Genomic DNA, 26,744 nt, shown 5'->3' on the forward strand with positions numbered 1-26,744 from the left:
CATGATTATTTCTTATATCGTGCAAGTGGGTGGGTGAAATGGACAGAGTTATTGCGGCTAAGGTTTTTATCGATGTTGCTCAATCGCGGAGCTTTTCTCGCACCGCAGATCGCTTAAATATGTCGCGTCCCATGGTGACACGTTATATCGAAGCCATGGAAGACTGGTTAAAAATCCGCTTGTTGCACCGCACAACCCGAAAAATATCACTCACCAGCGCGGGCGAAGCCTGTTTAAAAGACGTGGAACAGTGGTTGGAGCAAGCGGATAAAATCACCGCTTTGGTGAATACCAGTGAGGAGTTGTCAGGCTTGGTGCGAATCACGTCGAGCATGTCATTTGGTTTCTCCCAACTCATGCCTGCCATTCAAGACTTTATGACGCGGCATCCCAACGTTCATATCGACATTGATTTAGAAGACAGCACCGCCGACTTAACGGAAAAAAGCATCGACCTTGCCATTCGCATTGCTTCGAATCCGGATCCGTCTTTAATCGGTAAACCCATTGCCATGTGTGAATCTGTGCTGGTGGCGTCTCCTGCTTACCTTGAAAAAGTACGGCAAACCCTAGGCGAAATCCAAGATCCGCAAGACTTAATCAATCACGCTTGTTTGGGGTATAAAAACTTTGAACGGCATATCTGGCACCTTTCTAAAGGTGATCAGTTTGAATCGGTGAGTGTTAATTGTCGCCTAAGCATTAACGAAGCCACAGCGCTTTTGCACGCCACATTGAATGGTATGGGAGTTTGCCTGCAGCCTACTTATTTAGCCAATCGTTACATTAACGATGGCAGCCTGTGCCATGTACTACCAGATTGGAAACCCAAAGACCTGACGATCTACGCACTTTATTCATCCCGAAAGCATTTATCGCCCAATGTACGCGCCTTGATCGATCATTTGGAACGCTACTTTGCCAAGCATCCTTGGTGATGAATTTTGATGGTAATGGGGAGGAAACTATTTCCTAAAATGTTCCGCCAACGCTTGCCACTGTTGTTCTGACTGGGCGGCGAGCATTTCGCCGTCGAGCATGGTTGGGCGGTACTCTTGGCCGTCGAGTGTTCGGCATATGCCGCCCGCTTCGGTGTGAACCAGTACGCCTGCGGCGTGATCCCATGGCAGCATTTTGTAGGTGAGGCTGAAGTGAAAGTGGCCTTGGGCTATTTGTCGGTAAGCAGGGCAGGAAGGTAGGTTGTTGATACGCACAAAGCGGCTTGCTTTTAAGGCAAAGTCTTGTTTTTTCTGACCACTATAAGAGTTTACCGACATTATGCCGACGAGTTTATCTAGCTCGGGTTCTGCGGTGATCTTTAAGGCTAGCGGCGCTTGGCTGGGTGTTTGATGCTTGCCTTTTTCATTCATGGCGGTGTGTTGGAAAAACGCGCCTTCGCCACGATTGGCATAAATCCAGTCGTCGTTTACTGGGTCGTACAGCAAGCCAAAACGTGTGACGCCTTTTACGACCACGGCGAGTATGATGCCAAATTCAGATAATCCGTGGGCGTAGTTCCAGGTGCCGTCAATAGGGTCGATGATGACGCAGGTGTCTGCCGTCGCTATTTTGTCTGTGGTCGATGGGTCTTCGGCAACGGCTTCTTCTCCGACGATTTCCCAATTAGGAAAGGCCGCCTGAATTTCTTCAGTGATGAATGCTTCGCTGGCTTTGTCGGCAATGGTGACAAGGTCCGTTAGGCTGCTTTTGGTTTCTACGTCGGCGGCGCTAAGCTGACGAAAGTTTGGCATGACGATCTCTTGGCCTGCTCTACGGACAATGCTTATTAGTCTTTCTTGAGTTGGTTTATCGAGGTTCATCTTTCGTCACTCCTTTTGTACTCTCCAAGTTCGCAAATTATACGTGATCAGAGTGATGAATGGTTTAGTGTATCTTGATTATTATGTGATCTTTTTGTTACGACTCAGCCCTATGCCAATTGCCTTGTTCCACTGCTGTCGCTTTGGTGGTGCAGTAAGTTGTCGACCGTTGTTTCGGCGATGTGGTTCAGCGCTTCGATAGTGAAGTAGCCTTGATGCCCAGTGACGACGACGTTAGGGAAGGTGAGCATGAGTTGGAAGACGCTGTCTTGGATGATGTGGGATGACATGTCTTCGAAGAAGATTTTGTTTTCTTGCTCGTACACGTCTAAACCCAGATAACCAATTTTTCCACTGTAAAGTGCGTCAATGGCTTCTTGTGCGTGGACCAATGCGCCTCGGCTGGTGTTGATAATCATCACACCGTCTTTCATCTTTTCTAAGCTGTCTTTATTGATTAAGTGATGAGTCGAAGGGTTCAAAGGACAATGCAGGCTGATGATGTCGCTTTCTTGGTAGATTTCATCGAGTGTGATGTATTGGCAACCTAGGTCGATAAGTGCTTGTGACGGATATAAGTCATAACACAACACCTTGCAGCCAAAGCCTTTCATGATGCGACAAAATGCTGCGCCGATTCGTCCTGTGCCGATACAGCCAACGGTTTTCCCTTCAAGGTTGAAGCCCATGAGCCCTTCAAGGGCAAAGTTGCCTTCTTTTACGCGATGATAGGCGCGATGCGTTTTGCGGTTTAACGTCATGATAAGTGCCACGGCGTGTTCAGCAACGGAGGTTGGGCTGTAATCTGGGACATGAAATACCTTGATGCCTTCCGCTTTTGCTGCGTCTAGATCGACGTTATTGAATCCAGCACAACGCAGGGCGATGGTTTTTACACCTTGTTGCTTTAAAAGGTGAATGACTTCGGCATTAACATCGTCGTTAACGAAGCAAGATACCGCATCAAAACCTTTTACTAGGCTAATGGTTTCCATGCTGAGTCTACTTTCGAAGTAGCTCATGGACATGTTTTTATGCTCCGCGTAGGAGGATAAGGTTCTTTTGTCGTAGGGCTTGCAAGAAAAAACAGCAATATTCATGAAAGTCGATCCTGTCGTTTTATTTGAGAAGAAAACGCGCCTAAATAGTGTGAAAAGGATAACGTAAAATTATGCGAGTTGCTTTGTTTGTGGAATAAACATTGATTCAAGACAATAAAACGCCTAAGTGCTTTGTATGGTTTTACCTGTTTTTCAACGATAATTTATCTGAGATAACCCATGTTTTATTTTGTGTTTTTGGTGGTAATTTTCTCAATATAAGTTATTAATTAACTTGCAACTTATTGTTGCTGTATTTGATTATTCGCTTCTGTGGTTTTATCCAAGCATGAGGTGAGTTTGTGGCCCGGAGGCATAAGTGCAAAGAGTATCATTTGAGTCTATTTTTAATCGCTGGGTTCTTATTACGTTATTGCTGACGATCACTGTTGCTCTTGCTATTGCTTACAAAGTTCATGAAGACAACAAAGTACAGATTAATAAAGCGGCTTTAGAGGCAGCGAATACTCTACAACGGGAAGTACAGACTCGCATTGAGCTTTATCAATATGGCTTGCGAGGAGCCAGAGGGGCAATACTAACTACGGGTGAGAATTTGATTACTCGCAAGATTTTCACTCTGTACAGTTTAAGTCGTGATGTTGATGTTGAGTTTCCTGGCGCTAGGGGCTTTGGTTTTATTCGTCGCGTAACACCATCAGAAGAAAGTGCCTTTGTTGATCGTGCGCGTAAAGATGGCTGGCCTGAGTTTTCTGTTAAGTCACTAAACCCCAATTTTAACGAACGATACATTATTCAATATATCGAGCCTGTTGATCGAAATCGCCAAGCGGTGGGTTTGGATATTGCCTCTGAAAAAAACCGGCGCGAAGCCGCAGCGTCTGCTTTGTATTCAGGAGAAGTTCGTTTAACAGGTCCAATCACTTTAGTGCAAGCGACAGGTAAGCCGCAACAGTCCTTTCTTATTCTTATGCCCATTTATCATGGCGGCCGCACGCCTTTGACACAAGCAGAGCGTCTACAGAAGGGTTTTGGGTGGAGCTATGCCCCTCTGATAATGGGTGAGGTGTTGAGTGGTTTGCCAGTAGATGTTGAAAAGCTTCATTATGAACTTTGGGACATTACGGATTTGGACGAACCTGTTCAATTCTACGGCAGCAGTGTATCGGGCGTGGCGGGTTATGAACAGGTCCAAACAACAAAGGTATATGGGCGTGAATGGAGAAGCGTATTAAGAGTCACGCCTGCATTCATTCAATCGTTGCGTTTACCCAGCCCGGTTGATTTTTTGTCGATTGGGTTATTAATCAGTTTATTACTGACAGTTGTTGTGGTTGTTATACGTCTGTATATCTTGCGAAATCGAGAGGTGATGACACACCAAGCTAGAATTTCGGCCGTTGTTGAAAGCTCCGCAGATGGTATTGTTAGCTCAAATATGGACGGAGAGGTGGTCAGCTGGAATAGCGGCGCAGAACGAATTTTAGGCTACTCCAAGGAGGAAGCGATAGGTAAGAATGTGGTGGAGTTGCTTGTGCCCAATGAACTTCGATTTGAGGCTTTGAAGGCTATTGCGACTTTAAAAGAGAGTAAGGAGCCTAAATCCATTGAGACGCGAAGAACCACCAAGTCTGGTACAGAGATTCCAGTGTCTATTACTTTATCGCCTATATTAGATGCAAATAAAAAGGTTGTCGGTGTTTCAAAAAGTATTCGTGATATTTCAGAGCGTAAAAAAGCGGAAGCCAAAATTTTTGAATTGAATAGCAATTTAGAGAGCCAAGTAAAGGCGAGAACGGCTGAGCTAAGAGAGCTAAATTTATTGTTAAGTGATGTTTTAAATGCTTCTTCAGAAGTGTCTATTATTGCGACAGATTTGAACGGTGTGATTAAGTTATTTAATAAAGGGGCTGAGCGCATGCTGGGCTATGCGGCTGATGAGGTTGTCGGTAAGCTGGCGCCTGTTGGCTTCCATGACGAAATAGAAATCGACAAACATCGTATTGACATATTCGAGGCAACAGGTGAAACGGTTTCTGACTCCCTAGATGTACTGATTCACCACGCTTTACAAGGCGATTTCGAAAGCAAAGAATGGACCTATATACACAAAGACGGCAGTACACGTCCGGTCTCTTTGGTTGTCACTCTGATGAAAGACGGTGATAACAACACTGTGGGGTATCTGGGGATGGCGATGGATATCACCGAGCAGAAGAGTAACCAACAGGCGTTGATATATACCAGAGACCAGTTGTTGTTAGCGGCAGAAGCGGCGCAGCTAGGTATCTGGAGTCTAAATATTGCTGATGATGTTTTGGAGTGGAGTGATTTGATGCTATCTATGTATCAATTTCCACTTTCCAAAAAAGCCGAGGGTATTACTTATGATGAGTGGTTCGATCGAGTCCATCCAGAAGATCGAGATACCGTCACCGCAGCGTTAAAAGATGTGATAGATAATAAGGGCTCTTATGATGTTGTGTTCCGCATCATATTACCGGATGGCAGTATCCGCCATATATTGGCCAGTGCTATTTTGCAGAAAGACAGCGATGGGCAGGTGATGAAAGTTACCGGCATTAATCGAGACATAACCAAAGAATATGAGTTAGAAACATGGTTACGTAAAGCCAAAGATGAAGCTATTGCGGCCAATGTCGCTAAGTCGAACTTTTTGGCAAATATGAGTCATGAAATACGCACCCCCATGAACGCGATTTTGGGTATGTTACACCTTGTAAAGCGCACGCCACTGACAAATCAGCAAGATGATTATATTTCTAAAGCGCAAATTTCTGCGAAATCATTATTGGCTTTGATCAACGACGTTTTGGATTTTTCTAAAGTCGATGCGGGTAAATTAGAGCTTGAGAAAGCACCGTTTGAAGTTGAAGCCTTGTTGTGTGAATTATCAACTGTTTTGTCTGGCAGTTCGCTCGGAAAAAATGTTGAGTTGATTTTTGATATTGATAGGGGGATTCCGGCCTTTCTTGTCGGTGACAAATTACGTCTTCTACAAATACTTATTAACCTAGTCAGTAATGCTGTGAAGTTTACTTTAGAAGGCAGTGTGGTGTTGAAAATTCAGCAACAACCAGCAGAAGCGGGTGTAGTTCGTCTAACGGTATCTGTTCAGGATACTGGCATTGGTATAGCAGAAGACAAGTTAGACTCGATTTTTGAGGTGTTTTCGCAAGCAGAATCTTCCACTGCACGCCGCTTTGGGGGCTCAGGGTTAGGTTTGGTTATTTCGCGTCGCTTTGTCGAGTTAATGGGAGGCTCATTACAAGTAGAGAGTGAGTTAGGTAAGGGCAGTCGTTTTTATTTTACGGTTGATTTGCCGATATCTGATATTAAGCCGGAATTACCTTTTAATAATATATCCAGCAAGCCGTTACAGGTTTTAATTGTTGATGAAAATGTGGCAACACAAGCGATTTTCACACGGATGGCATTTGGTCTTGGGTGGACAAGTAAAAAAGCGGAATCGATTCAGGGTGCTATTGTATTGCTGAGAGAATCGCTCGCCGCAGGTGATAAGTACAATGCCATTTTACTCGATACGAAAACATCAGACTTTTTGGGTCAAGAAAGTATTAACGAAGTAAATTCAATCTTTCCTGATACTGACCGTGCGCCAAAAATCATTTTATTGTCTAGCGCAATAAATGATCAATTAGATAATAAATTTGAGTGTATTTCTGGGTCTTTATTAAAGCCCGCAACAGTAAGTCAATTGTCAGAAACGGTTTATCAAGCTCTTTCAGGTGATGCATCCTCGTTACCTGATCGTTTGAGTAATGATTATGGTGGCGGTAATTTAATTGGCGTGAAAGTTTTGTTGGTTGAAGATAACGCTTTCAATAGACAAGTGGCCACAGAATTGTTGGCTATTGAAGGCGCTGTTGTGACAGTGGAAGAAGGCGGTTTAGAGGGTGTTGCAACAGTACTCAATCATGATGTGGGGGCATTTGATATTGTGTTGATGGACATGCAAATGCCCGGTATTGATGGCTTAGAAGCTACGAAGCAAATACGTAAGGATACAAGGTTTGCATCGCTTCCAATTATTGCCATGACGGCCAATGTTTCAGAGTCAGACCGTCAAGCCTGCTTTAGAGCGGGGATGAATGACCATATTGCCAAGCCTCTGGATATAGACAAAATGGTTGCCTGTATTCTTAAGCATACTAACACTCGAGATGAGCTTGTTACGCAGGAAGACGCAAAAGACTCTGTGGTTGAGCCAACCGAGAAAAGCACCCCGACAGTTGAGTTAAGCGATTACGAGGATATTGAGTCTATTCTAAGTCGATTTGGCGGCAGCATAGAGCTTTATAACAGTGTTATCGAGGGCTTTACTCAAGAGTCAGAGGATTTATTAGCAAAAATAGCTCAAAGCGTTGAATCCAGAGATCGGTTAGCGGCAGCAGAGACCCTCCATACTTTAAAAGGGGCGTCTTTGACTATGGGATTACAGCGTTTCGCCAGTCAGGTTTTTATATTCGAAAAAACCTTAAAAACGACAGAAGATAATGCCCTCGTAGAAGCATGTTTATCTTCCATTGATAGCACAGAATTGCGGGCTCAGTTGCAAGAAGAAATGGCTATTATTCTGCAAAAAATGAGTGGAAAAAGGTGAATTATTGAAAATTTGATCTAAGCTATTTCAATAGATTGCTTGTTTCAACCAGCTTAATCTTGATAACGCTGATCTATTTATGAGCAGATTCTAGGAGAGATGAATGTTTAACCGTAACTTAAAGAGTGAACTTAAGGTTATCAAGGAAGAGTTAAACTCTCTTCATCAGATAAAAGACAGCCTAGATCAAGAAATGCTGGTTATTACTCTGGATACCGACGGGTTAGTGAAATCAGTTAATAAAATGTTCACGACAGAGCTTGGCTTTTCTAAAGAAGCGATTGTCGGAAGAAAGTTAGCAGATTTGGTGCCTGTCTACTCGCGAAAAACTGAGCATTATAAGGCGTTTATGAATGCTATAAAAGAAGTGAGACATTGGGCTGGAGCCTTGGAAATTGAAAAAGAAGACGGCTCTGAATCATGGTTAAGAGCCGTGTTTCAGCCCATTCTTCATGGTGAAACAGGTAAGCTAAAAGAATACTCTCTATATTGTAATAACTTAACACGGACTATCACGAGCTCCCGCGAAGATGAAAATATTATAGCGGCATTGCAACGCTCTACTGCGGTGATTGAATTCGATATGAGTGGGCACATACTAGATGCAAATGAGCTTTTTTTGCGTGGTATGGGCTATAAAATCGATCAAATAAAAGGCAAGCATCACAGGATGTTTTGTACTGCTGAAGAGGCGAATTCTGATGCTTATACCGCTTTCTGGGCACGTTTAAATAAAGGCGAGTTTGTTGCCGATCGTTTTCAACGTATTGACAGTAGAGGCAATACTGTTTGGCTAGAAGCGTCATATAATCCCATTTCCGATGTACATGGCCGGTTTTACAAAGTCATTAAGTTTGCCACTCTGATTACAGATTTAGTGAATCGTGAATTGGCAGTATCAGAAGCAGCAGATATTGCTTATGCCACCTCACAGCAAACCGATTCTAGTGCTAAAAAAGGTAATCAAGTGGTGAGTGAAACCGTGGCCGTGATGCGCCAACTATCCGAGCAAATGGCTGAAGCCGCGCAAGGGATTTCAGAATTGGATGCTCAGTCTCAATTAGTTGGTTCCATTATTGAAAGTATAAGAGGGATTGCGGATCAGACGAATTTATTAGCACTAAATGCCGCAATTGAAGCCGCTAGAGCGGGAGAGCAAGGTCGAGGCTTCGCGGTTGTAGCAGACGAAGTTAGACAGTTGGCATCACGTACCAGCTCTGCAACAGAAGAGATTGTTGGGGTGGTTGGAAAGAACCAAGTGCTTGCCGAAAAAGCCGTTGCCCTGATTAATAAAGGCAGAGAACAAGCGCAAAAAGGGTTGGCGTTATCTAATGAAGCGGGTGAGGTTATCGTCGAAATACAAGATGGTGCTAAACGTGTTGTCGATGCTGTTGGTCAGTTTACTAATAAACTTTGATCTGTATTTAAGCAAAAGAATATTAACAAAGGCCAACCTTATGGGGCGTTCAGAGTTGGCCTTTTTAATTACTTAGAGAGCGTATCTAGCGTTTTTAATAGCCAATCTAATTCATTCTCACCATCAAGACGTGAAGCCATTGCTTGTTCATGTTCCATGACTCGTTGACTGATTTTAAGAAAAAACTCTTCACCATGCGGTGTCATAAAAAGAGCGTAGGATCGACGGTCATTAATGGCTGGTCTACGTTCAATAATGTCCATTTTTTCGAGCTTATCGACTGCGGCTACCATGGCAGATCGATCATTGCCTAATGCCTGAGCGACGGCTGTTTGGGTTAGCCCTGGGTTTCGTTCAACGATCGCGGCTATGGCAAACAAGCCTGGGCTGATACCAAGATCTGAACAGACCTCAGAAAATTTTGTGAAGAAATTCATTTGTGCGCGACGTAAGCGATAACCAACCAAGTTATTGAGTATGCCAAAGTCTACGGGTTGGTCTATTTTTTTTGTGTCGTTAGCCATGAGTGTCTCAGTTCTTAGTCGAATAATCCGTTATTGTAATATAAAACATGAGTTTGGTGTGAGTCTAAACTATTGGGGATTATATCAAAAAGGCGTAGGTGCAATGTGCACCTACGCCTTTTTTATTACCCTATTAAGTGAACGAGTCCGAGGGTAATACTAGGGAAGAGTATAAGTAATGCGACCCTAATAAAGTCTGAGATTAGGAAAGGAATAACCCCTTTGAAGCAATCTTTGAGCTTTAGGGCATCATCGAACGATTTTATAATAAATACGTTCATACCGACGGGTGGTGTGATTAGCCCCACTTCTACAACGATCAAGGCTAAGATACCAAACCAAAGTCCTAAGTCTGCTTGCGGTATGCCAAAATCCATCGCCATTATCATGGGGAAGTAAATTGGAATTGTCAGCAAGATCATTGCTAAGCTGTCTAAGAAACAGCCCATAACCAAATAGGTAAGCAGCATGCAGACCAATATGGTATATGGCGACAAACCGGAATTTTGTATAAGTTCAACCCCTAAATCCGGCAAGCGGGACAAAGCAATAAAGACACTAAAAAGGTCTGCGCCTAGCACAATGAAAAAAATCATTGCAGAGGATACAGCGGTCCGTATTAAGCAAACCAATAGGCCATCCATTCGCATTTTGCCATGAGTAAAGGCAAGAATGGCGGTTAAAATGACACCAACGGAAGCGGCTTCTGTTGGGGTGAAGATCCCCATGTAGATACCGCCCAATACGATCAAGAAGATTGTCGTGATGTGCCAAACATCTTTGGTTGATTTGATTTTCTGGGCAAATGTCGTTTTTGGGCCACGAGGGCCTGCATCAGGGAAAATTCGTACATAAACCGCAATAGCAAGAATGTAACCACCAGCGGCTAAAAAGCCCGGAACGAAGGCGGCAATAAACATTTTTGAGATATTCTGTTCGGTCAGTACGGCGAAAATAATCAGCACCATGGAAGGTGGGATCAATATGCCTAACGTTCCGCCAGCTGCCAACGCACCAGCCGCTAAACTGCCAGAATATTTCAGGCGTTTCATTTCTGGTAAGGCAACCTTGCCCATAGTTGAGGCCGTGGCTAAAGACGAACCACAAATAGCGCCAAAGGCGGCACAGCCTGCAATCGCTGCCATGGCAATACCGCCACGTTGGCGACCAATCCAGGTGTTACAGGTGCGGAATAGTTCCGCGGTGATACCAGATCGTGTTGCTAATTCGCCCATTAATAAAAAGAGTGGAACAACAGAAAGGTCGTAAGTGGAAAATTTTGCGACCGGCGCAGTGCCCAAATATTCTAAAAGGGAAGGTACACCACCAATAAGAGCGTAACCAACAGCACCACAAACCAACATAGTTAAGGCGATAGGAATACGAATACTCATCAGAACCAGCAGTACAGCCATCATTAAAAAGGCCAGTTCTACATTACTCATGATTACCTCCACACAAGGTGGTAGACAGCTTATAAAGACCACATAGGCCACAAAGTATCATGGATACAACGCCTACAATAAAGGTCCACCAAGTCGGCAACTCTAGAAGCATACTTTGTTCTAAATACTCCTTTGCCTCTAAGCCGCTTAGGCTCATACGATAGGCAAAAACAAAGGCCACTATGGTGAAAACTACGTCACTGAAGGTATCTAAAAACCGTAAAGTGCTTGGTTTGCAGTTTGCGGTAAAGAGGTCGACGATGACATGGCCCTTGCGCAAATAGCATTCGGGTAAAAAAAGAAATACGGCCATTGCCAGACCCATTTCGGTAATTTCATAATCGCCTACTATTGATTGCCCTATGGTTGACCTACCAATGATACTGGTGACGGTTATCGCCGCCAGTATCAACATGATAAAGCCACCCGTTAGCGCAAATAGAGACGATACGCGACCTAGATAAGATCGGTGTATATCTGCATTAAATTTGATCATGCTAACTTATCCGATTGGCTGGCTTATAAGTCTTCGTATTTCTTGATAAGAGCTCTTGTTTTATCGAGAAGACGTTGTCCTTCGTAGCCGTCGTCATTCATGTCTTCAACCCATTTATCGACAACCGGAGCCATTTTTTCTTCCCAACGTTGATGCTCGGCACCTTCGATGTAATCGAAAGTATTGCCACGATCTACCGCATATTTACGCGCGAATACTTCATAGTTATCGAAAACCTCACCAATGTGACCTGCTAATTCTACACCTGAGTTGTTGTCGATCACTTTTTGTAGGTCAGCTGGCATGCTGTTATAGACCTTTTTATTCATCGTAAAGGCGAAGGTATTTGAATATAAGCCTTTGCCTTTAAATTCAGTATGGTGTCCAACCAATTCATGAATCTTCATCGGTAGAACCACTTCATAAGGTAGCACAGCGACATCAATGACACCTTTAGAAAGCGCGCTTGGCATTTCTGGTACAGGTAAAAATACGGTGTTAACACCAATGGCACTGAATGCTTCAGACATGTATTTGTTTGGCGCGCGAACTTTTAAATCCTGTAAGTCTTCTAGGCTTTTAATTCTTTTATCGCGAGAATGAAGAGAACCTGGAGTGTGTGTATGAACCGCCAACAGATGAACGTCTTTTAGTTCATCTTGCATTTCGGTTTCTGCATATTCTTGTAGAGCCATACTGGTTGCTTTGGCTGAACCTGGGATAAACGGCAGTTCAAAAGAGGTCATTTTAGGGAAGCGTCCAGGAGTATAGCCTGCGACAGTCCAAGAGATATCAACGATACCTTTACGTGTTTGATCAAAAAGCTGTGCTGGTTTACCGCCTAATTGCATAGCTGGATAAATGTCAATTTTAATGCGGCCATTGGATTCTTCTTCTACTTTTTTCGCCCAAGGTTCCAAAAAATTACTGTGCGCATTGGATGCAGGAGGGAGCATGTGGTGCAGCTTTAGGGTGTACTCAGCGTCAGCGGCTAAAGCATTGATAGACATCATAGAGCCCACCATAAAAGCGAGGCTTGTCATTTGGATTTTTTTCATTTTGTTCACCTTGTATTTTTTTTGTTATTTATTGTTTTTCACTTTTAGATGACGTGATCGGGATGCTCCATCATGCTCATTGATCCTGCCAGTATTTTTTGCTTTTTATCTCTCTATCTAAAGAATAGGTTAGTTTTGACATGAATAGTTGGGGTTTTCAACAAAACTCCTCATAGAATTTTTACACAAGGTATTCAAAAAAAGTAACGTGCATAAAAAATGTTTGTAAAAAAAATAGTTGTAATGTACAACATAATTATTCCTGACAAGTTAAAGTCGACGAACTAAAGCCCAACTAAATAAATATAAAAGAGATGTGAGGGTAAAAATGAGCAAGGTTATTTCTTCAGCGCAAGCTGCTGAGTTGATTCCTGATGGTGCCAATGTTGCCTGGTCTACAGTGGGTATGTCTTATTTTGCTGAGGCTGTCGCTAAAGCCGTTGAGCAGCGCTTTATAGCAACGGGCCACCCACAGGCTTTAACGTTAATCCATGACTGTGGTTGTGGTAACGGTAAAGACGCAGGCATGTCCCGAATGTCCTACCCGAATTTAGTGAAACGCCTGATTTCTGGGCACACAGGCCAAGCACCCAAAATGGCGCAAATGATTTCAGATAATGCCATTGAGGCCTATTTGCTTCCTCAAGGTGTATTGACCACTATGTGGCGTCAAATAGCAGGCAATAAACCTGGCGTGATCACCAAGATTGGTATGGGAACCTATGTCGATCCTTTAGTAAGTGGTGGTAAGGTGACGTCATTAACTAAGGAAGATCTGGTTAAACGCATCAATATTGAAGGCGAAGAGTGGCTTCTCTATAAGAAATTTCCGCTCGATGTTGTCGTGATTCGTGCCACTACGGCTGATGAAGATGGCAATCTATCTGTGGAAGAAGAAGCCATGTTGGCGGAAATCTTGCCAATGGCACAAGCGGCTAAAAACAGCGGTGGTATCGTTATTGCGCAAGTGAAATACATTGCTGAGCGCCACTCCATTCATCCGAAAGAAGTGAAAGTGCCAGGTGTGTTAGTGGATTATGTCACTGTCGCCCCTGCCGAAGACCACAAACAAACCATCACAACAACCTACAATCCAGGTTTAGCGGGTAATTCCCGTGTGCCTTTAAATGCGTTGCCACCAATGCCTTTTAGTGACCGAAAGGTGATTGCTCGTCGTGCAGCGATGGAGTTAAAAGCAAACGCTATGGTGAACCTTGGCATTGGTATGCCTGATGGGGTTGCTGCCATTGCGGCAGAAGAAAAAGTCTCCCATTTATTTACTCTAACGACCGAGCTCGGCACTTACGGCGGTATTCCCGCGTCTGGCGGTGACTTTGGCGCGGCGTGGAATGCGGATGCGATTATTGAGCATGAAGCGCAGTTCGATTTTTATGACGGTGGCGGTTTGGATATTGCCTTTTTGGGACTGGCGCAAGCAGATAAAGAAGGGAATTTAAACGTCAGTAAGTTTGGCCCTAAAGTTGTTGGCCCAGGCGGTTTTATTAATATTTCTCAAAGTGCCAAGAAAGTGGTGTTCTGCGGCACCTTGGTGAATGGCGCTAAGTTGAGCTTCGAAAACGGCAAAATGACCGTGCTAGAAGAAGGCAAGGTGCAGAAGTTTGTCGAGTCGGTAGATCACATTACCTTTAGTGGGGCTGTGGCGCGTGAAAACCATCAGCCTGTGGTGTTTGTCACGGAGCGTTGCGTTTTAGAGCTGCGTCAAGAAGGCATGGTGCTCACCGAAATCGCACCGGGGTTGGATTTAGAAAAAGATGTATTGAGTGCTATGGCGTTTAGACCTGTTATTGCAGACGATCTAAAAACCATGCCGGAAGCTATCTTTGCTGAACAATGGGGTGGTTTGTCTGACATCATGGCGACGGCTAACCAACAGTAAAAAAACAAGAATAAATAAGCGAGAAACCTTATGTCGATCAACAATGTAGAAATTCCTTACGGTGCGTATTGGAGTACGCCATTCACAAAGTGGCAGGGCTCATTACAACATTTACATTCCATGAAGTTTGCTGCGCACGTAGCGAAAGCTGAATTGGCGAAACGCCATATTGACCCCAAGGTGTTTGATTCTGGGGTGTTGGGTATGACGGTGAATCAATATCAATCTTTCAATGGTGCGCCTTGGCCTTTGTACGACATTGGTGCGGTTAATACCGCCGGTCATGCGGTTAACCAAGTGTGTGCGACCAGTGCGCGTGGTTTGTTTGCTGCCGCATCAGAAATTGTCTGTGGTATGGCAAATGTGTCTTTGTTGATGACGGCGGATCGCTGTTCTAACGGCCCACATATCTATTATCCCAATGCGAAAGGCCCGGCAGGAGCGTCAGAAGATCAAGTAACTTACAACATGATGAACGACTGTGTTGGTGGTCATTCGATGATGCAAACGGGTGAAAATGTCGCTAAGCGTTTCGATATCACTCGTGAAGAATTAGACACAGTCACTTTCCGTCGCTATGAGCAATATCAAGCGGCTTTGCAAGACGATCAGGCATTCCAGAAACGCTACATGACATTGCCTTTATCTGTACCGACAGCCAATTTCGCCAAAGAAGATAAAGTCATTACGGGCGACGAAGGGGTGTTTCCAACTACCCTAGAAGGCTTGCAAAAACTGAAGCCAATTCAGGAAGGTGGCGTGATTACTTTTGGTAACCAGACTCATCCTGCCGATGGCAATGCTTCCGTTATTTTGTGTCATTCAGAAAAAGTCGCTGAGCTGACTAAGCGTTCTGAAATCAAGATCGAAGTGCTAGGTTTTGGGCAAGCCCGTGATGATTTGGCTTATATGCCAGCTGCACCGATAGAGGCCGCGAAACGCGCTCTTGCCGTGGCAGGCGTTGATATAAAACAAGTGAAAGCCATCAAAACACACAACCCGTTTGCGGTTAACGATGTAGCCTTGGCGAAAGCCATGGACATAGATGTGATGACGATGAACAACTATGGCTGTTCTTTGATTTGGGGCCACCCACAAGGGCCAACTGGCATGCGTGCCATTATTGAGCTTATTGAAGAATTGGTTATCAATGGTGGCGGTTATGGATTGTTCACTGGTTGTGCGGCGGGTGATACCGGCATGGCCGTAGTAATCAAAGTTTCAGACCGCTAATTATAAGGCTAAAGGTAATCCAAGATGACTTATCAATTTATTAATTATTCCGTAGAAAACGGTGTGGCGCATTTACAGCTTAACCGCCCAGAAAAGAAAAATGCCATCAATGACAGCTTATGTCTTGAGATTGAGCATGTGTTTTTGAATTTAGCGGATGAAGTGAAGGTTATTGTGCTTTCTGGCAATGGTCCTGAATTTTGTTCTGGTCTGGATTTGCAAGAGCACAAGGCGCGTGAACCTTTCGAAGTAGTGAAGCATTCCAATATGTGGCACCGCGTATTTGGTCATATCCGTGATTCTGGCATTCCAGTTGTGGCGGCCATGCATGGTGCGGTTATTGGTGGCGGCCTAGAGTTGGGGATTTGTGCTCATGTGCGTGTTACGGAAGAGAATACTTTCTACCGCTTACCTGAAGGCAAACACGGGATTTTTGTTGGCGGTGGCGCATCTGTCAATGTCTCCAATGTCATTGGTGTTAGCCGTATGACTGAAATGATGCTGACAGGACGCGACGTAGATGCTGAAGAAGGTTTACGCATTGGCCTAGCGCATTATGTTGTTGGTCATGGCGAAGCCTTAGCAAAAGCATTTGAAATCGCCAAAGGCATCAGCAAAAACTCTAAATATTCCAACTGGGCAATGACCACGGGACTAAGCCGTATCGGCAATATGTCGGCACAGGAAGGTATGTATACCGAGTCATTGATTTGCGGTATTACGCAAACCAGCGAGGAAGTAAAAGCACGTATTGATGCGTTTTTAAATCGTAAAAAAAGCTAAGAGCTTTGCTTGTAGTCGTGCATACCATGAGTCTTGAAATTTAGTGCTTAAAATAAAAAGTACTTGCGTCTGTTTCGCAAATTTAATGCGTCAGCGTGAATCAAATGCCAAGACTCTTTTATCAAATAACAAGGAAAAGACTGAGTAAATCTGCCCTTGGTAATAAAAATAACAGCAAGGTAAGGAGTATTTAGATGCAAATCCAAGACAAACATTTTGTGGTGACAGGCTCGGCTTCGGGGATTGGCGAGGCGGTTGCGCGTCGTCTGCACGGTCTAGGTGCCAAAGTCACTCTAGCGGATGTAAATGAAGAAGGTTTAGCACGCGTCAAATCAGACTTAGGTGAACGAGTCCAAGGCTGTGTGACGGATATCGTAGATGAAGTATCGGTTCAGAATGCGATTGATAAAGCAGTTGAAGCCTTTGGTCCTATTAGTGGCTTGGTTAACTGTGCGGGTATACCCGGCGCAGAGCGTGTCGTTGGGCGTGAAGGTCCGCATCGCTTGGCATCATTCCAGCGTGCGGTATCGGTTAACTTAATTGGCACCTTTAACATGATTCGTTTGGTAGCCGACAAAATGCAGCACAACGAACAAGAAGCCAATTTAGAGCGTGGAGTGATTATTAATACCGCGTCTGTTGCGGCGTTTGATGGTCAGATTGGCCAAGCAGGGTATGCGGCGTCCAAAGGCGGTGTGTGCGCTATGACTTTGCCGATTGCTCGTGAATTAGCCCGTTTCGGTATTCGCGTGATGACCATTGCCCCAGGCTTATTCAAAACACCAATGATGGATGTGTTGCCGGAAGAAGTGCAAAAGTCCTTGGGTGAATCTGTGCCATTTCCACCGCGCCTTGGTGAGCCTGATGAGTATGCGTCTTTGGCTCAACATATTATCGAGAACGGCATGCTCAATGGCGAAGTGATTCGTCTTGATGGTGCGATTCGTATGGCAGCGAAGTAACTCGGAGTCGATGATGACTTATCAAGCGCCTTACAAAGACATGCAGCTGCTGGTGGCACAAGCCTATCAGCAGCAAGGCTTGGATGCTTGCGAATCATTGGATGGTTTTGATCCCGAGCTGGCCAATGCGGTGATGGAAGAAGCGGCGAAATTTGCCACAGGTGTGCTTGCACCACTGAATGCGGTGGGCGATGTTCAAGGCTGTCGCTTTGAAGACGGAAAGGTAATAACGCCAGATGGTTGGCGAGATGCTTATCAGCAATTTGCCGAATCAGGTTGGATTGGTTTGGCGTTGCCGGAAGCGTTTGGTGGCCAAGGTCTGCCAAAGTACATAGCGCAGCCGGTTAATGAAATGTGGTTGTCGGCGAATTTGGCCTTTGTGATGTTTCAAGCTCTCGCGCAAGGTGGTTCAGAGATCCTATTGAACTTTGCGAATAAATCGATCCAAGAGCGTTATTTACCAAACATTGTTAGCGGTGATTGGACCGTGGCGATGGCTCTGACAGAGCCTAATGCGGGTTCAGATCTTGGTGCTCTAAACACCAAGGCGATACCACAAGCTGACAATACTTATAAGATTAAAGGTCAGAAGATTTTCATTACCTATGGTGATCATGATCTTACCGACAACATTGCGCATTTAGTTCTGGCTAGAACACCAGATGCACCGGCGGGTAGCCGCGGCATTTCGTTATTTATCGTGCCTAAGTATCGTGTTGGCGACGACGGTGCACTTGGCGAATTCAATGATGTTCGTTGTACTGGAATGGAACACAAAATGGGACTTCATGGTAGCCCAACTTGTTCCATTAGCTACGGCGACCAAGACGATTGTATTGGTGAATTGGTAGGGGAATTAAATCAAGGCTTACAAGCTATGTTTGTCTTGATGAATGAGGCTCGCTTAAGTTGCGGCTTACAAGGCGTGGCTCTGGGGGAATTGGGTTATCAACGGGCATTAGAGTATGCCCAAGAACGAACTCAAGGCGCTAATAGTGAAGGCGAAAAGGTGGCCATTGTTGAGCATGCCGATGTGAAACGCATGTTGCTAGAAATGCGTTCGGAAACCTTTGCACTGCGTGCTTTGGGCTATCAAATTGCAGCTCAAATTGATGCCACTGAGGCGGCCCATGATTCATCGAAAAAAGATCGAGTCGCTTTGCTGACACCGATTTTTAAAGCCTTTGCAACAGAGCGTGCCAATGTGATGGCAGGCCAAGTGGTTCAGGTTTTTGGTGGCATGGGGTTCGTAGAAGAAACCGGTGTTGCGCAAATTATGCGCGATGCCCGAGTCACGACGATTTATGAAGGCACGACAGGCATTCAGGCCCGTGACTTAATGTTTAGAAAAGTACGTGGTGACCAAGGTCGCACAGTCACTGAGTTATTAGCAGAAATAACTCGGTTGATTCAGCCTTTTGAAGCGGATGATGAGTTTGCCTCTATGGCGACAGAAACGCAGCTGGTGGTTACTAAAGTGACGTCATTGCTGGACTCACACTTGTTGAATCTGAATGCCGATCATGACGGTTTACTGGCAGTATCTGTGCCTTTCTTGGAGGCTATGGGCATTCTATGTTGCACATGGCAGATATTTAATGTGCTGGCTTATCAGCAAACCCAAGACACGGTTGATGAGCCTTATATGCAGAATATTAAGGCGCTAGCCGCATTTTATGGAGCTTATCGTTTGCCTTGTGCATTGGCGGCGCTAAAGGTTGTTGAAAATGCTGGTTTAGGTCTTAGCAAGTACAAATTTTGAAACAGGCCGTTTTGGTCTGAAGTCGAGATAAAAATAACAATTCGGCAGTGGTTACTAAACCACTCCCTAATACTCAAGACATAAAAATAATCAAAAGCCTTAAAGGGCAAAAGATGAGAGCGGGAGCAAAAAATGAACGGTGAATTTCATCCAATTAAGGTTGTGGCGCATCCGATCGACATTGAAAATCGTGAAGGCGGAGTGCAAATCATCAATAGCCAAAAAGCGCTTGATGAGTACGCTCGTTGCTGGACTGATAAGCTTGAATACTGGGCTGATAAAACACCAGATCAGATGTTTGTTGCACAGCGTGATGAGCACGGCGAATGGCAGAAAGTAACCTACGCTCAAGCGGTAACTCGAGTGCGCAAACTTGCCTCTTGGTTACTTACTCAACCTGTTTCTGTTGATCGTCCTATCGTATTTCTATGTGGTAATAGTGTTGAGCACTTGATGCTGGCACTGGCAGGCATGTATGTAGGAATTGCTCATGCACCAGTGTCACCAGCTTATTCTCTGGTTGCGACTGATTTCGGTAAGCTACAACATATTTTTGATATTTTGACGCCGGGTTTGATTGTGGTGGATGAGCTTGCTCCTTATGAAAATGCCATTCAAGCCGTTTGCAAAGAGGCAGAGACGCCAGTTGCTGTCATAAAAGGCGATATCACACCGCAGAAAATTTCTAATCCTACTTTATCGTTTGACTCTTTCTGGGACTTTCCTGAATCTCATTTAATCGATGAAAAGAATGCTCAGGTGAATGGCGATACCATTGCTAAAGTGCTGTTTACCTCTGGCACCACAGGGATGCCAAAAGGTGTGATCAATACTCAACGTATGATTTGCGCTAACCAAGTGATGATTCATCAAGTTATGCAGTTCTTTAAAGATCAGCCACCTATCATGGTGGATTGGCTTCCTTGGAACCATACTTTTGGTGGTAATCATAATATCGGTATTGCTTTGTACAACGGCGGAAGTTTGTACTTAGACGATGGTAAGCCAACCGAGAAGTTATTCGATAAAACCTTGCAGAATCTTGCAGAGATTTCTCCAACCGTCTATTTCAATGTGCCAAAAGGGTTTGAGCTTTTGGTGAAAAGCCTAAAAGCCGATCAGGATTTGGCTGAGAAGTTTTTTGCGCGCTTGCAGTTTACTTTCTTTGCTGCGGCAGGCTTAGCCCAACATATTTGGGACGATTTGGATGCCTTGGCGATTCAATATACGGGCAAAAAAATACCCATGGTCACAGGATTAGGGTGTACCGAAACGGCACCGTCAGCGACGTTTGCTTCTGTAGAAGAGTCCACTTCTGGTGTTATTGGCGTTCCTGCCCCTGGTGTGTCGATTAAGCTGGTTCCAAACGAAGGTAAGTTAGAAGCGCGTGTTAAGGCGGAAACCGTGATGCCGGGTTATTGGCGTCAGCCTGAGTTGACGGCAAAAGCGTTTGATGAAGAAGGCTATTACTGTCTAGGTGACGCCTTTGCGTATCTGGATGAGAATGAGCCCCAGCGTGGTTTCCGTTTTGATGGTCGAGTATCTGAGGACTTCAAATTGGACAGTGGTACTTGGGTGAGTGCGGGAACGCTGCGGGCTAAGCTGATCAGTTCATTTGCCCCCTTTGTGCAGGATGTGGTGTTGTGTGGCACAAACCGCGGTTATATCAGTGCTCTGGTCTTTCCCGATTGGGCCCATTGTAAGGCCATTCTGCCACATGACTCGGTGGAAACTAACGAGCAAATTGTTGCCCATTCCGCTGTTCGAGAGGCGTTTAAGCAAAAGTTGGTCGAGTTCGCTAAAAACAGTACAGGCAGCTCTACGGTCGTGCAACGAATTTTGTTGCAAGCTGCGCCACCAAGTATTGATGCTCACGAAGTAACGGATAAAGGTTCATTGAATCAGCGTGCAGTACAAAACCATCGAGAAGATCAAATTGAGCTTTTGTACCAAGAGCCCCTTTCTGATTTGGTTATCAGTTTATAAGGAACTGCGTTATGTTTCATAATGAGCGCCAAGTGCAAATTGAGTGGGGCGACTGTGACCCCGCTGATATTGTCTTTTATCCGCGTTATTTTGCTTATTTTGATGCCTCAACAGGGGCTTTATTTGAGGCAATGGGCTTTTCGCTTAGGTACATTCGTGATGAATTAAAGGCTGTTGGCTTTCCAATGGTTGATACTCGCTCGCAATTTTTTAAACCTTCTAAGTATGGTGACAAGGTCATCATTAAGAGTGAGTTTACTGAGATTGGTCGTGCCAGTTTTGGTATTCGCCATCGGCTTTTTAATGAGGGTGATTTAGCGATTGAATGTACGGAAAAGCGAGTGTGGGCTTGTCATACTCTAGATGGCAGCCTTAAAGCCAAAGCGATTCCAGATGATATTAGAGCCAAAATGTTAAGCCATGGGTAAATGCTAAACTTTGAGATTTTCGGCAAATTATAGACCGAGCCTTATTGGCTCGGTTTTTTATTATGATTTCTCTATATTGGTGTTAGAGCAAAGTTCGATAACACGTTTTGCACTAATAAATAAAAAGCAGCCTACGGTGATGGCCATTGCGCTTAGGTGAAATATGTCAATCAGTGGTATTTGGCTCATTTTCATTCCTTTTTGAATCAAGGCTTAGTTATTATTTTTATATAATAAAGCACATGGTGCTTAGTTCGTCCACATTGTTTACAAAATAGCTTTTTTTGAATGGCTGTGTTTGCGCAAGGTAAACGTTTAGAATCTGCTTCTGATTAATTGATGGGAGAGGCGACTAAATATGATTCGCCCTTTATTAGTGCTGCGTATGCTGACAATGCCATGCTTGTGGATGAGTGTTGTGCAGTTTGTGTTTGGTGAATTGTCTTTCATGTTTTTTAAAGATGGTGTCGGCCGTGCATTCGCAATACCTGCTGTGGTTATCTTTATACTTTCTTTGGTCATATTATTGGGTTTTCGAAAATACGCATTGCCTTCGGTTAATACTCGCGAAGCTATGTTATTCGCGACATTAACTTGGTTCACTGTTGGGGTTCTGGGGGCAATTCCTATTATCTCGATTACTCACATTTCTTTTACTGACGGTGTGTTCGAGTCGATCAGTGCTTTAACAACCACAGGGGCAACCGTTTTGTCGGGGCTCGATGATATGCCGCCTACTTTTTTGATGTACCGCCAGTTTTTACAATGGATGGGTGGTCTTGGGGTGGTTATTTTTGTTGTGGCTATTTTGCCAATGTTAAACATTGGTGGAATGCGCTTATTAAAAGCCGAGACTCCAGGGCCAATTAAAGACGACAAGCTTTCCCCCCGAGTTTCCAGTACCACACATTATTTATGGATGGTGTACTTAGCGATCACCGTGTTGTGTGCGCTGAGTTATTACTTTGCTGGAATGTCTGCGTTTGATGCGATAGGCCACAGTTTTACGACGGTTTCTACGGGCGGTTTTTCTACTCATGATGCCAGTATGGGGTATTTTAATAGCCCATTAATTTTGTGGATCTGTAACCTTTTTATGGTGTTGGGGGCGGTGAATTTCGCCTTGCATTATCGTATTTATATTGCTCGTAGCATTAAGCTTTATTGGCAAGATGAAGAGACGCGAGGTTTCTTAAAAATCATTGGTTTTATCGCTTTGTTATTGGCTTTGTTTTTGTTTCAGACAGAGTCAGAAGAGGGGCTTTGGGTGGCTGTTACACAGTCGTTTTTCCATGTCATTTCGTTTATTACCAGTACTGGTTATGCAGCAACAGATTTTGGCGCTTGGCCGGCCGTGACGTCTATTATTTTGATTTTTGTTGGTTACATTGGCGGTTGTGCAGGGTCGACGGCGGGTGGTAATAAAGTGATCCGCAACATCATTTCGGTCAAATCGATTGGCTTGGAGATAAAGCGCTTAGTGCATCCTAATGGGGTCTTCGCGATGAAGTTTCAGGGGCGAACGATTGCGGCTGATGTACGACATTCTGTGATGGGATTCATGTGTATTGTCGCCATGATAACGATTTTGTTTACGGTTTTGCTGATGATGACAGGCATGAGTTTTATGGCGTCTTTGAGTGCAACCGCAGCTTGTTTGAATGTGCTTGGGCCAGGCTTTGCTGAGCTGGGCAGTAACTTTTCACCATTAAGCGACGCAGGTACTTGGCTGATGAGTTTTGCCATGATCTTAGGTCGTCTTGAATACTTTACTGTGCTGGTGCTTTTCTTTCCGGTAATGTGGCGCCATTGATCGTTTTGATAAATAGTAAGAGCAAAAAAGGGGCGGATATCTCATTGAGATCCGCCCCTTTTTAATGACCACATAAAGAGAGTATTACTTAAAGAGAGGGTTAAACGGTGGCAACCGCGATACCGTTGCTTTCTTCTTCGAATGCTTCTAGTTCTATGGCAATACTTTTTGAAGTTGGTGTATTACTGAATTCCCCTAGGCTGTCTAGCGGCACTAGCGGATTCGTTTCTGGGTAATAGGTCGCTATGTTGCCAGCAGGAATGCTGTAAGGCACCAACTTGAAACCGCTTACTTGGCGAATGACGCCATCATCCCATAGGGATCGTAGGGTGACACTTTGGCCTTCTTCAAATCCTAGGCGTTGTATATCCGCAGGATTGATAAACACCACTTTACGTTCGCCTTTGATACCACGATATCTATCGTTCATACCATAAATAGTGGTGTTGTACTGGTCATGAGAACGGAGAGTTTGCATGACCAGTGTTCTGTCAGAAAGTAAATCTTGAGCACGCTTAGGCAAAATAGAAGCAGGTAGTGCGTGAGTATGACAAATGGCTTTGCCGGCTGGTGTTTCCCATTTTCTTTCACGTGCACTGTTGCCTAGATAGAAACCACCATCTTCTAAAATACGTTGGTTAAAGTCTTTGAATCCTGGCACCACAGCCGCAATGTGCTCACGAATGATATTGTAATCGCTAACCGCTTCATGCCAATCAATAGGGAAATTGCCTAGTGTTGCTGCGGCCATCCCTGCAATGATAGCAGGCTCAGATTTTTGCTCTTTACTTAATGGCTCTAATACACCGCCAGAGGCATGAATCATGCTGAATGAATCTTCTACAGTGATTTTTTGCTGTCCTTTAGCCTGATGATCAATATCCGTTCGGCCAAGGCAAGGCAGTATGATGGCTTCTTTGCCTGTAATCAGGTGAGAGCGGTTAAGCTTAGTACTGATCTGTACTGTGAGCTCGCATTGCTGTAAGGCATGCTCAGTGGCTTTGGTATCAGGTGTTGCGGCCGCGAAGTTGCCACCGAGCGCGATGAACACACTGACTTTGCCATCCCGCATCGCGCGAATCGTATCGACAACTGCGAAGCCATGCTTTTTGGGCGGTGTAAATTGAAAGTGTGTTTCTAAAGCGTTTAGAAATTCCTCTGAAGGGCATTCATTAATGCCCATCGTTCTATCGCCTTGAACATTGCTGTGGCCACGAACAGGGCAAACGCCAGCACCAGGTTTGCCCAAATTCCCCCGCAGCGCCATTAGGTTGACCATTTCGTGGATAGTGGCAACCGAATGATGATGCTGAGTTATTCCCATTGCCCAGGTAATAATCACGCTATTTGCTTTGGCGTAGACGTTAGCGGCTTGGGTTATGTCAGCTTTGCTTAAGCCAGACTGATCGATAATCTCTTGCCAAGGCGTTTGTTTTACTTGCTCAAGGTAGTCATCTAAACCTTGGGTGTGTTGTTTGATAAAGTCATGATCAAAAACCGCTTCGCCTTTTCGTTGGGCCGCTTCTTCCATGTCAATGAGGACTTTGACTATCCCGCGAACCACCGCCATATCACCACCAATTTTCGGGCAAAAGTAGCCAGTATTGGTTGGTTTAGAACCATTGGTCAGCATTTCGATCGGGCTTTGAGGGTTCTGGAAACGTTCTAAACCACGCTCTTGGAGAGTGTTGAAGCTGAATAGTTGGGCACCACGCTGGACCACTTCTTTTAGGGTTTCTAGCATGCGTGGGTGGTTTGTGCCTGGATTTTGCCCGAAAACAAAGACGGCATCAGTATGTTCAAAATCGCCTATATCAACCGTGCCTTTACCACTACCAATACTGCTGGATAATGCATAACCACTGGCTTCGTGACACATGTTCGAACAGTCAGGGAAGTTGTTTGTGCCATAAGCCCGTGCAAAGAGTTGGTATAAGAATGCGGCTTCATTGCTGGCGCGCCCCGATGTATAGAAAGCAACATTATTTGGGTCCGCTTGTTTTTTTAGCGTGTCGCCGATTTGTTGGTAGGCTTGTTCCCAAGAGATGGCTTCGTAGTGATCGGTTTCGCGGTTATAGCGCATAGGTTCAGTGAGTCGACCTTGGTATTCAAGGAAGTAATCACTTTGTGTGTTCAGCCAGCTTACACTGTGTTCTGCCATAAAAGCGGCATTGACTTTTCGTGATGTGGCTTCCCAGTTAACGGCTTTCGCGCCGTTTTCACAAAAACGGATTTTGGCAGGATCATGCTTTTCACCCCAAGCACAGCCTGGACAATCAAAGCCATGGGGTTGGTTGGTTTTTAATAATGAGTGAATGTTTCGAACCGCATTTTTGCTTTTTAACCAATGTTTTGTAGTGCTTTGTAACGCACCCCAGCCACCCGCCGGTCCTTTATATGGCGAATAAAAATCAGCTTTTTTACTCAAGTTTTTTTCCTTTTACGGGGTTGAAGATGTAAATATTCGTGGTGAGTCTTGTTTAGGTAAATGAATCAGCGTTAGCCCATAATGTTCCGCAAGTGTCACGGCTAATGTGCTGGGTGAGGCGAGATGGACAAGTCTAGAAAGACCAACTCGAACGGCCTTTTGTACTAACTCCGTACTGCATCTGCTCGTCATTAAAACGCTGTAGTTATGTAAGTTGATATCTTGTTGCAGAGCGTAGCCAATCACCTTGTCGAGTGCATTGTGTCTGCCTATGTCTTCCATGCAGATAATAGGGTCTCCGTTAGGAGAAACCAATAACGCCGCATGCACAGCCCCCGTTTGTTTTCCAAGGGTTTGATAATCAGCCAAACGTGATTTTAGCGACAATAAAGTTGACTCAGCTATCGGCTCGCTTGGTGGTAATGTTGCTAGCGTAGGGATCGCTTGAGGAAGCGATTCGACACCACACAAGCCGCATCCTGTTGCACCAAGGTGAGCGTGTTTCTTTTGTTTGAAATTGGCAAATCGGCGAGAACTAAGGGTTAAGTTAATGGCGATGCTGTCAATATTGGGCGGTATTTTTGTAGTCTCTACTTCCAAATCTCGTACATCGCTAATGTGCTCAATAATGCCTTCGCTCCGCGCAAAACCAATGACAAAGGCGTCTAATTGATTGGGGGTAACCATCATGACGGCATGAGTAATGTCATTGATACTAATGGCCAGAGGGACTTCTTCCACAAGCTTTGCCGACCCTGCAGCGAGTTGATTGTCGCAGCGATCAAAAGAGTGTCGTTGGAAGCAGGGAAAAGACAAGGATGAATATTGCATATTATCCGATTTACTAAATGAATTTGAGAGGGCTTTAATAGTACGGAGAGACGAGAAGGTCGTCCAATCTTTTTATATTGAAAAAGTGCATAAAACGAGGTGATTCTTGGTCGCTGTCTATTGTTCATAAAAGAATCAATATAGATGCGCATTTC

Annotated in this window: 20 protein-coding genes; 11 read left to right on the forward strand and 9 right to left on the reverse strand. The window is 44.6% G+C overall.

Annotated features, from left to right (window positions below):
• Positions 1-38: 38 nt before the first annotated feature.
• Positions 39-938 (forward strand): LysR family transcriptional regulator, encoded by a 900-nt coding sequence (locus DFP75_RS00965; RefSeq protein ID WP_110571633.1) that lies wholly within the window; start codon positions 39-41, stop codon positions 936-938.
• Positions 939-965: 27 nt separating this feature from the next.
• Here DFP75_RS00965 and DFP75_RS00970 read toward each other — a convergent pair whose 3' ends face one another.
• Together DFP75_RS00970 and DFP75_RS00975 are read right to left on the reverse strand one after the other, a co-directional pair.
• Entirely contained in the window at positions 966-1,820 is an 855-nt protein-coding gene (locus tag DFP75_RS00970) for an inositol monophosphatase family protein (RefSeq protein WP_110571634.1), read from the reverse strand.
• Between the two features lie 110 nt (positions 1,821-1,930).
• Positions 1,931-2,920: a 2-hydroxyacid dehydrogenase gene (locus tag DFP75_RS00975; protein WP_110571635.1), complete on the reverse strand. Its 990-nt coding sequence runs from the start codon at positions 2,918-2,920 to the stop codon at positions 1,931-1,933.
• Positions 2,921-3,239: 319 nt separating this feature from the next.
• On the opposite strand from DFP75_RS00975, the gene DFP75_RS00980 reads away from it, so the two are divergent.
• Positions 3,240-7,526 (forward strand): PAS domain S-box protein, encoded by a 4,287-nt coding sequence (locus tag DFP75_RS00980; protein WP_110571636.1) that lies wholly within the window; start codon positions 3,240-3,242, stop codon positions 7,524-7,526.
• Positions 7,527-7,629: 103 nt separating this feature from the next.
• Positions 7,630-8,943, forward strand: coding sequence for a methyl-accepting chemotaxis protein (locus DFP75_RS18640; RefSeq protein WP_110571637.1), 1,314 nt, complete (start codon positions 7,630-7,632; stop codon positions 8,941-8,943).
• A gap of 68 nt (positions 8,944-9,011) precedes the next feature.
• On the opposite strand, the gene DFP75_RS00990 is transcribed toward DFP75_RS18640, so the two are convergent.
• From DFP75_RS00990 to DFP75_RS01005, 4 genes are all read right to left on the reverse strand, one after another.
• Positions 9,012-9,467, reverse strand: coding sequence for a MarR family winged helix-turn-helix transcriptional regulator (locus DFP75_RS00990; RefSeq protein WP_110571638.1), 456 nt, complete (start codon positions 9,465-9,467; stop codon positions 9,012-9,014).
• Positions 9,468-9,592: 125 nt separating this feature from the next.
• On the reverse strand, positions 9,593-10,912 hold the full coding sequence (locus DFP75_RS00995; RefSeq protein WP_110571639.1) for a TRAP transporter large permease: 1,320 nt from the start codon (positions 10,910-10,912) through the stop codon (positions 9,593-9,595).
• Complete coding sequence (locus DFP75_RS01000; protein ID WP_110571640.1) at positions 10,905-11,408, reverse strand: TRAP transporter small permease; 504 nt, start codon at positions 11,406-11,408, stop codon at positions 10,905-10,907. The genes DFP75_RS00995 and DFP75_RS01000 overlap by 8 nt, the downstream gene beginning before the upstream one ends.
• Before the next feature lie 23 nt (positions 11,409-11,431).
• Complete coding sequence (locus tag DFP75_RS01005) at positions 11,432-12,466, reverse strand: TRAP transporter substrate-binding protein (protein ID WP_110571641.1); 1,035 nt, start codon at positions 12,464-12,466, stop codon at positions 11,432-11,434.
• A 328-nt stretch (positions 12,467-12,794) separates the two neighbouring features.
• Between DFP75_RS01005 and DFP75_RS01010 the strand changes: the two genes are divergently transcribed.
• The 7 genes from DFP75_RS01010 (at position 12,795) to DFP75_RS01040 (ending at position 21,517) form a co-directional block, all read left to right on the forward strand.
• A complete protein-coding gene (locus DFP75_RS01010) occupies positions 12,795-14,363 on the forward strand; it encodes an acyl CoA:acetate/3-ketoacid CoA transferase (RefSeq protein ID WP_110571642.1) in 1,569 nt (522 codons plus the stop codon).
• A 30-nt stretch (positions 14,364-14,393) separates the two neighbouring features.
• A complete protein-coding gene (locus DFP75_RS01015; protein ID WP_110571643.1) occupies positions 14,394-15,596 on the forward strand; it encodes a thiolase family protein in 1,203 nt (400 codons plus the stop codon).
• A gap of 24 nt (positions 15,597-15,620) precedes the next feature.
• Positions 15,621-16,379 (forward strand): crotonase/enoyl-CoA hydratase family protein, encoded by a 759-nt coding sequence (locus DFP75_RS01020; RefSeq protein WP_110571644.1) that lies wholly within the window; start codon positions 15,621-15,623, stop codon positions 16,377-16,379.
• Positions 16,380-16,573: 194 nt separating this feature from the next.
• Positions 16,574-17,341 carry a 3-hydroxyacyl-CoA dehydrogenase gene (locus tag DFP75_RS01025; RefSeq protein WP_110571645.1) on the forward strand — a complete coding sequence of 256 codons (768 nt, stop codon included), beginning with the start codon at positions 16,574-16,576 and terminating at the stop codon, positions 17,339-17,341.
• Between the two features lie 10 nt (positions 17,342-17,351).
• A complete protein-coding gene (locus DFP75_RS01030) occupies positions 17,352-19,103 on the forward strand; it encodes an acyl-CoA dehydrogenase family protein (RefSeq protein ID WP_181416988.1) in 1,752 nt (583 codons plus the stop codon).
• A gap of 132 nt (positions 19,104-19,235) precedes the next feature.
• Positions 19,236-21,089, forward strand: coding sequence for a feruloyl-CoA synthase (locus DFP75_RS01035; RefSeq protein WP_110571647.1), 1,854 nt, complete (start codon positions 19,236-19,238; stop codon positions 21,087-21,089).
• Positions 21,090-21,100: 11 nt separating this feature from the next.
• Entirely contained in the window at positions 21,101-21,517 is a 417-nt protein-coding gene (locus tag DFP75_RS01040) for an acyl-CoA thioesterase (RefSeq protein ID WP_110571648.1), read from the forward strand.
• Positions 21,518-21,577: 60 nt separating this feature from the next.
• Here DFP75_RS01040 and DFP75_RS18645 read toward each other — a convergent pair whose 3' ends face one another.
• Complete coding sequence (locus DFP75_RS18645) at positions 21,578-21,706, reverse strand: hypothetical protein (RefSeq protein WP_281270032.1); 129 nt, start codon at positions 21,704-21,706, stop codon at positions 21,578-21,580.
• A 169-nt stretch (positions 21,707-21,875) separates the two neighbouring features.
• Between DFP75_RS18645 and DFP75_RS01045 the strand changes: the two genes are divergently transcribed.
• Positions 21,876-23,330, forward strand: coding sequence for a TrkH family potassium uptake protein (locus DFP75_RS01045; protein ID WP_110571649.1), 1,455 nt, complete (start codon positions 21,876-21,878; stop codon positions 23,328-23,330).
• Positions 23,331-23,430: 100 nt separating this feature from the next.
• Here DFP75_RS01045 and DFP75_RS01050 read toward each other — a convergent pair whose 3' ends face one another.
• Both DFP75_RS01050 and fdhD read right to left on the reverse strand, forming a co-directional pair.
• Positions 23,431-25,758, reverse strand: a complete 2,328-nt coding sequence (locus DFP75_RS01050) for an FdhF/YdeP family oxidoreductase (protein WP_110571650.1) — start codon at positions 25,756-25,758, stop codon at positions 23,431-23,433.
• A 12-nt stretch (positions 25,759-25,770) separates the two neighbouring features.
• A complete protein-coding gene (fdhD, locus tag DFP75_RS01055; protein WP_110571651.1) occupies positions 25,771-26,589 on the reverse strand; it encodes a formate dehydrogenase accessory sulfurtransferase FdhD in 819 nt (272 codons plus the stop codon).
• Positions 26,590-26,744 lie beyond the last annotated feature (155 nt).

Origin of the sequence: Marinomonas alcarazii, from assembly GCF_003208215.1 — a bacterium.
GTDB lineage: Bacteria > Pseudomonadota > Gammaproteobacteria > Pseudomonadales > Marinomonadaceae > Marinomonas > Marinomonas alcarazii.